A 6,998-nucleotide genomic window follows, 5' to 3' on the forward strand; every position below is an offset into this window, starting at 1 on the left:
CAGGTCCCATGTCGCTCCTCCGCTGTAAAGTCTTGACAGCGGAGGAGCGGCAAGAATGGCGTTTAAGCGTCACACTTCTCCGTGCGGCCGCGAACAACGTGTCGCTCCTGGTCGATTCGGCTACCAGCCCGAACACCCGACCCGCAGCTGTACGCGCGGATTAAACGAGTGCCTCCGCGTGCGAGTAAATGGGAAACTGACTGCACAGGTCCCTCACGCGGCTATGGACTGCGCGCTCAAGCTGCTCATCGCCGTTGGGCTCGCGTTCGAGCGCCGACAAAACCTCCAGAATCATTTGCCCCACCTGCTCGAACTGGGCGACACCGAATCCGCGCGTTGTTCCAGCAGGAGTTCCAAGTCTGATTCCGGATGTAACCGTCGGGTTTTCCGTATCGAACGGGATACCGTTCTTGTTGCAGGTGATGCCTGCACGCTCGAGCGCTTTTTCAGCCTGCGTACCGGTTAGCCGCTTTGAGCGCAAATCGACCAGCAGCAGGTGGTTATCGGTCCCGCCCGTCACGAGGGTCAGGCCACCCGACCTCAGGACGTTGCCGAGTGCCTGGGCGTTACGTAGAACCCGGTCGATGTACGCCGTGAACTCCGGACGAAGCGCTTCGCCAAACGCAACTGCTTTGCCCGCGATGACGTGCATGAGCGGACCGCCCTGTAGCCCTGGGAATACGGCGGAGTTTATTTTCTTGGCGATATCGCCTTTGTTGGTGAGGATGAACCCGCCTCGCGGTCCGCGAAGCGTCTTGTGGGTGGTGGACGTCACCACATCGGCGAATGGAACGGGGTTCTCATGTTTGCCCGCTGCGACAATTCCCGCGATGTGTGCCATGTCGACCATTAACAAAGCACCAACGCTGTCTGCAATGTCGCGGAACGCTGCAAAATCCAAAGCACGTGGATAGGCAGAATAGCCCGCGATGATGAGCTTGGGACGATGTTCCTCGGCAAGCCGGCGGACCTGCTCATAGTCAATGCGGTAGGTGTCGGGGCTCACACCGTATTGCACCGCGTTGAACCACTTACCGGAAAGCGCAGGACGTGCGCCATGCGTCAAGTGGCCCCCAGCATCAAGAGACATGCCCATCACCGTCTCGCCAGGCTTCACTAGCGCGAGCATCACTGCGCCGTTCGCCTGTGCTCCCGAATGAGGCTGCACGTTGGCGTATTCGGCTTCGAACAGGGCTTTGACGCGGTCAATGGCGAGCGCCTCGACCCTGTCCACATGCTCACAACCGCCGTAGTACCGCTTCGAAGGGTATCCCTCGGCGTATTTGTTGGTCAGCACGGTACCTTGCGCTTCCATCACCGCCGCCGAGACGATGTTTTCGGAAGCAATCAGTTCAATCTGCGATTGCTGACGGCGCAACTCCAGCGCAATCTCTGATGCGATGACGGGGTCACGGCTCTGGAGCGTTTCAGCAAAAAAGCGCGAGTTCTCGTTCACGTGGTTACTCCGGAAATGGTCGTGTGAAGCATGTCTTGCAAGACTGCAAAATCTGTTGATGTGATGCAGGTATACCGATTTCCCTGCCGGTAACGAGCGATGCACGGCCCTGCGTGAACAAAAACGCATCCCGCAAGTTCACAAGGAGCCCATCGTCAACTTACTGCTGCAACCAGGCCTTCAGCTTTTCCGGATGAGCGTCGACGAATTTCCTGGCTGCCGTCGCGTAATCGTTCGTGCTGTTGCCCTCGAACTCAATGGCCTCGACGTCAGCGAGAGTCAGCTTGAAATGCTTGAAGAACACGTCCGCCCGCGGGAATTTGTTTGCAAACTGCTTCGACGCGAATGCATGAACCTGCTCTTCACCACCCAACGTGCCCTTGGGGTCCTTGAGGTAGCGCATCTGCCATTTCTGGAAGAGCCAGTGCGGACTCCAGACCGTCGCAACAACCCATTGCTTTGACTGGTAAGCTCGCTGGACTCCGGCGAGCATGCCTGCTTCGCTTGATGATTGCAGGTTGTATCCGTTCAGGTCGTATGCCTTGATGGTCTTTTCGGATGCCTGCATCAGACCGCCGCCGGGCTCGATGCCCTGAATGGTGCCGTTCAGCTTGCTCTTGACGTCTGGCTTTTCCAGGTCGGAAATCGACGAGAGCTGGGAATCGGGAATGTACGCCGGCACCGCCCAACCGTTCTTACCGCCCGTATAGATGACGCCGACATCATCCATGTCGTTCTTGTACTTTGCGTAGTACATTGCGTGGGTAACCGGGAGCCAGCCACCCACCATGATGTCGAGGTCACCACGGGCCACACCCTGGTACTGGATGCCAATATCGGCCTGAACAAACTGAACCGGCTGCTTGAGGTTAGTCTCAAGCACGTATTTGGCCACATTCGCTACGGCCAGGACGTCTGCCCAGTTTGTTACGGCCATCTTGATAGGTTCGGCTGCGACAGCGGGCCCAGCGCCGATACCCATGGCAATGATCGTCGCCACTGCCATTTTCGCCAAAAGCGATTTGAACAGATTGAATTTCATCTAGCACTCCTACGTGATTGTAAGATTTCTTGAAAACTTGACGGACGCTGCAATAGCGCGTCTGTTCTTCCGAACTCCATACTGCCTCTAGCGATAGCACCAGGTCCGTACTACGTCCATTGAGCGGTATCGCTAGCCAAACTTTCCCGGGGCGGACGCCTTTCCACGCGACCATCCTCCGTGCGTCATTGCCGCTCAGGTCCGCGCCGCAGTGCTGGCACTAGTCTTTGCCGCTCGTGCGCCGGGCTTGGCCTTCCTGGCCCTCACACCAAAACTCTCCGTTAGGCGATCAAGTACGATGGCAAGCAGCACAACGCCCAGGCCGCCCTCGAAGCCAATTCCGATATCTAGTCGCTGAATGCCACTCAGAACATATTCTCCCAACCCACCGGCACCTATCATCGATGCAACGACAACCATCGAGAGCGCCATCATGATGGTCTGATTTACGCCTGCCATGATTGACGGCAGGGCGTTCGGCAGCTGAATTTTCCAGAGAAGCTGCGAATCTGTGCTGCCGAACGAGCGGCCTGCTTCCAGTAACTCTTCGCGCACCTGGCGAATGCCCAAAGTGGTCAGGCGTACGACTGGCGGCATCGAGAACACGATGGTCGCAATGACTGCTGGCACTCGGCCCAATCCGAACAGGATGACGGCCGGAATCAGATAGACGAAGGCCGGCATTGTCTGCATGAAATCGAGCAGCGAGCGCAGAACCATCTCCACACGTTTGTTTCGCGCCCCCCAGATTCCCAGCGGCACGCCAATGACCAGGCTGAAGAACGTCGCTGCGATAACGAGTGCCAGGGTGGAGACCGTTTGAGCCCACAAACCCATGTAATGGATGGTCAGGAGTGCAAGGCCGACGAAGACCGAGAACACGACCCCGCGTCGCCACAAAGCAAACGCCACGAGAATAACGAGCATGGCAACGAACGGAATGGCAGCTAGCCCGTCCTCCAGCAGCTTGACTACAGCCCCCAGTCCCGCAGAGAAAGCGTCGAAGCCGCCCCGGAAATGCTGAAAGAGGAAATTGACAGCGTCTTCTGCAAACTTTCCGATAACTGACGAGTTCATGCTGCTCTCCGTTCCATAACCTGCTTGAGTATCGTCCGGCAGGACACCACGCCTGCGAGTCTCCCGGCCGTGTCAGTGACGGGTACGTCGTGCTCCTGGCTCAAAGCGATGCCAGCCAGCTCATGCAAATCCGCGTCAAGCGAAACAGCATTCACATCCCGGAGCAACGCGTCCCGGACGGGGCTTGTACCGGTCTTATGCAAAGAGGCCGGCGTGACGCAACCTTGATATCGACCTGATTCGTCGCAGACATAGCCGCATTCGGCGCCACTATCGATGAGCTGATTCAGGTAGCGTTCCGAGGATGTGCCGACGTCGCAAGATATGAGTCCCCCGCTTACCTTTGTCATCAGGCTGGAGGCCTTGAGGAACCGGGAAACGTCAACGTTGCGAAAGAAGTCCCGTACGTACGAGTCCGCGGGCGACTGGATAAGCTCTGCCGGCGTGCCGACCTGAATCAGGCAGCCATCCTTCATGATGCCAATCCGGCCGCCAATCTTGACGGCTTCTTCAATGTCGTGGGAAATGAAGACGATTGTCCTCTGCTCTTCCTTTTGAAGCCGCAGAAGCTCGTTCTGCATCTCGAACCGAATCAGTGGGTCCAGCGCCGAAAACGCTTCGTCCATCAGTAGCACCGAGGGATTAACGGCAAGCGCGCGCGCCAGACCCACTCGCTGTTGCATGCCGCCGGACAGTTCGCTCGGAAGCATCTTTTCGTACGAGCCCAGACCCACCCCCGTCAACGCAGCACGAGCGATTTCGTACCGCTCTGGCTTCTTCAGACCGGCGACTTCCAATCCGTACGCGATGTTGTCGAGGACCGTGCGGTTCGGCAGAAGTGCGAACGACTGGAACACCATCGCCATCTTCTTGCGGCGCACAGCGCGCAGTTCCAATGTGGACATGGGCGCAATGTCGCGACCCTCGAGGATGACCTGACCGGACGTCGGTTCAATCAGCCGATTGAGCAGTCGGACAAGCGTCGACTTACCCGAACCGGAGAGACCCATGACAACGAAAATCTCTCCCGCCTTGACGCTGAGACTGACGTCATTGACTGCCACCATATTGCCGGTCTGCTCGAAAATCTCATTTCGGCCAAGGCCTTGCTTTACCAGCTCAGCGGCACGCTCCGGCTTCGGTCCGAAGATTTTCGACAGATTCTTGACCGTAAGAATGTCGGTCCCAGCTACCGCGGCGGGTTTCGCTGCCGAGATAGCATCCTCAGCTTTGATTGCGCCCGGCTGTATCACGCCTTCCGGCGCAAATGTTGTGTTTGGGGTCATCCTGTCATCTCAACTGGCAAGTTCAAGAAATTGAAGCCCGCGACCTCAGTCTTTACCCGGACCCTGCATTTCAACGTCTGGTTTGCGTATGCGCTGAACACCCCGTGCTAACTTCATCACTGACCGGAGTAGAGGTGCGGAAGCTGAACGCTGCAAGACGGCTAATTCACACCAATCACCTTTTCAATCCGAAGAATGCGGAGTATCCGTGGGCCGCGCTTCGGTGCTCGTCGGTGGTTAATGCATGAACTACAGCGTAACAAGCTAATTTGCCCCATCCAGCTACATTTTCTGGGCACTTTCCCATACCTTTGGTAATGCAAGGGCGACTCTGTAGCGTTTGCGGAAAAAGTCTATGGAGGATGGGATTCGCGCAGCGCCAACACTCGCGCGCGTTTGCGGTCGTAAGTAGAGGAGCGTACGGCGCTCATTGTGCCAACTGGCTAGTGCTCGCGAGACCCTGTTGTAGGGAATGTCCCAGGTCTGGCGATTTTCCCAATAACTATTTCGTAGTCTTTCTCACCGTGCCCAATTAAGGAGAATCCACCGCACAGTCGTCGCACGCTTCCGTCGCCGGGATACTTGAACATCTTGTGGCAGTCGTCGTCGGCCGGTCGTCGGCTGGGCAAAAGAGGTTCCGGCTAAATTGGTAATGCAGGCAGGGAGGTGACGATGGTTACAACCTATGAACCCAATCCGAAGGAAGGGTTCGACGCGTTCAGTCTGTTCCCTGAGCGCGACTTCGACTACCGGAACAACATCTACAAAAGACTACCTCGCGCCAATCTCCCGACGCAGCGAGGACGGCTGGAGGACGGAAACGGCTTCGTTCGGCATGGTCCCTCGGAACCACATTCCGCCCGGCGCTCGCCCGTTTGACAGGATGAACGCCAGGACCGAGGCGACTGGCGAGAAGCGAAGTTTCTCCGGCGCGCGGAACAGGCTCCAGCTGTGCCTCTCTTCGGGCCGAGCCAAGACTACAGAGACAGTGACGATGGCTACGCTTAACCACAACGTAGTTGATAAACGTTTCAACGAAAAAGGCACCAGTTGCCAATCGGCAACGCGGCACACGGCACACGACACACGGCATTTCACGTTTCATTTGTCCCCTCCGATAGATATAGGTGTATTGACGGCGACGCTGGAGCTAACACGCAACTGAATGCGAAGAATTCGGGACGCGGTGAAATCAGATAGAGCGTTAGCCGACAGCTGATATCAGGCCCCGTGCCGACCGAGCCAATATCCACGCAAGTCTTTTTGACACCATTCGGCGAAACATAGGAAACCGGCTCGCCTGATTCAGACGTTGCGTACGGTTCGAGGCAGGCAAAGGAAGTTGGACGCTAACAATCGTCGGCCACAGACGACGGCTGCGAATAAAGCGTTGCCTGATGCTGACGGTCACAGCCCACGCCTCTCAGCCGTGCGACTGAGTACGTGTTCGAGGGGATTTATCGAACTTTCGGTAAGAAGAAGATTTAACGGAACAGGACTGTCAGGCCCGAGGCGCACCAGAGACGGAAGGCTGTTGCCCGACCATAGTTGACCTGGTATCCAACCGCGACGACTGCCCGGTGACTCAACAGGCATTTGTAGCGTTCGGACGACCTGACATCTTTTGCCGGCTCAATGTCGCCGGTCGCGCCCGCTTGCCGGAGTAATTTGGCTGCCTGCTCGAGACTCATGCCGAACAGATGGGCAACCTGATGGAATTCGAACCAGGCTGCGTTCTCGTCGAGCCTTCCATCGATTTTCCTGCTGCTCGACGCGCAAACATACCGTACGGACCTCATCGTGCACGTTCCTCCTATCCTGAATCGCCATTCCATCGAAGTCGGACACATTTAGCTAGAAGGATTGCGACATGTAATTGGGATGCGGTGGCCCTATGTTCGCTGGCCGCAAAAAAAGTCGAAGGACCGCATCTCTACGGTACCATCAAACTTCTGGGCCCTAGACTTTGACGATTAGGGCTATAGCCTCTGCGAAACCTTCAATGAGCCCAATCTTTGGGGGGCGACAATGATTTCGTCCGGTGTACCGACATTCATCTTGGCCGGTAGTGAGGAGTCGGAGGCGGCGTAGCCGCCGGAGACGACGAACTGCCGGCGGCGCCGGATCGGCGAGGCTT

Annotated in this window: 4 protein-coding genes; all 4 read right to left on the reverse strand. The window is 57.0% G+C overall.

Annotated features, from left to right (window positions below; genetic code table 11):
* Positions 1–160: 160 nt before the first annotated feature.
* The gene (gene glyA / locus FVF58_RS16420) at positions 161–1,456 is read right to left on the reverse strand and encodes a serine hydroxymethyltransferase (RefSeq protein ID WP_149670915.1); all 1,296 of its coding nucleotides are present in this window, start codon (positions 1,454–1,456) and stop codon (positions 161–163) included.
* Between the two features lie 160 nt (positions 1,457–1,616).
* A complete protein-coding gene (locus tag FVF58_RS16425; RefSeq protein WP_149670916.1) occupies positions 1,617–2,498 on the reverse strand; it encodes a glycine betaine ABC transporter substrate-binding protein in 882 nt (293 codons plus the stop codon).
* Between the two features lie 195 nt (positions 2,499–2,693).
* Positions 2,694–3,575, reverse strand: coding sequence for an ABC transporter permease (locus tag FVF58_RS16430; RefSeq protein WP_149670917.1), 882 nt, complete (start codon positions 3,573–3,575; stop codon positions 2,694–2,696).
* Positions 3,572–4,861, reverse strand: coding sequence for a quaternary amine ABC transporter ATP-binding protein (locus FVF58_RS16435; protein WP_149670918.1), 1,290 nt, complete (start codon positions 4,859–4,861; stop codon positions 3,572–3,574). Before FVF58_RS16435 ends, FVF58_RS16430 begins: the two co-directional genes overlap by 4 nt.
* Positions 4,862–6,998 lie beyond the last annotated feature (2,137 nt).

The organism is Paraburkholderia panacisoli, assembly GCF_008369935.1.
Classification (GTDB): Bacteria; Pseudomonadota; Gammaproteobacteria; order Burkholderiales; family Burkholderiaceae; genus Paraburkholderia; species Paraburkholderia panacisoli.